The organism is Elizabethkingia argenteiflava (assembly GCF_009904105.1).
GTDB lineage: Bacteria > Bacteroidota > Bacteroidia > Flavobacteriales > Weeksellaceae > Elizabethkingia > Elizabethkingia argenteiflava.
Window position 1 is genome coordinate 1 of sequence record NZ_JAAABJ010000068.1, and the last position, 726, is coordinate 726.

Annotated in this window: 1 pseudogene; it reads right to left on the reverse strand. The window is 32.9% G+C overall.

The features are described from left to right. Positions 1–532 (reverse strand): annotated as a pseudogene (locus tag GNY06_RS13890) (helix-turn-helix domain-containing protein); the annotation flags it as partial. Between the last annotated feature and the right edge of the window lie 194 nt (positions 533–726).

Consider the following 726-nt stretch of genomic DNA (forward strand, 5'->3'; position numbering starts at 1 on the left):
CTTTGATATTGCCTACGTAATAAGTGTCTTGAGCTCCTAAATATCCAGGATGATGAGTTTCAATTTCTCCATGAGCTTTTTTCTCTTCCTTAGCCCTTTCTAGTGCTGAAAGTTGAGATTCAGTAAGGACTACACCATTTTGAGCAGATTTGGCTTTTAGGGCTTTTAATCTTAGTTTAAACGTATGTAGATCGTGTCTTAACCAAATACTGCTGACTCCACCTGGTGATACAAAGAAACCTTGCTTTTTAAGTTCATTACTTACTCTAAGCTGCCCCAAAGCAAGGTTCTCAATGGCTATATCAACAACAGCCTTTTCAATAACTTCATCTACACGATTATTTAATACTGGCTTTCTTCTGGAGATTTCCTGTAATGCTAATTCACCTCATTGATCATACAGTTCTTTGAATCGATAAAAACGGTCTCGGGAATAGCCCATTACTTTACAGGCTTTGGATACATTTCCTAAATGTTGTGCTAATTCAAGTACAACTAACTTGTTTTTGATGATTTTTTGTTGTGTTGTCATAATACTTAATCTGTTTTAAAGTTATTTAATTTGATTACAACTGTCAGATTAAGTATTGACTAATTCAGATAAACATATTTTATTTGCAGCTTTTATATTTTCTATTTCATCTTTGCTGATGAGTTCCAGATTATTAGTTATTTGATTTGCAATACAAAATTGCTAATTTTCTCGGAACTCTTTTTGTGTAAATA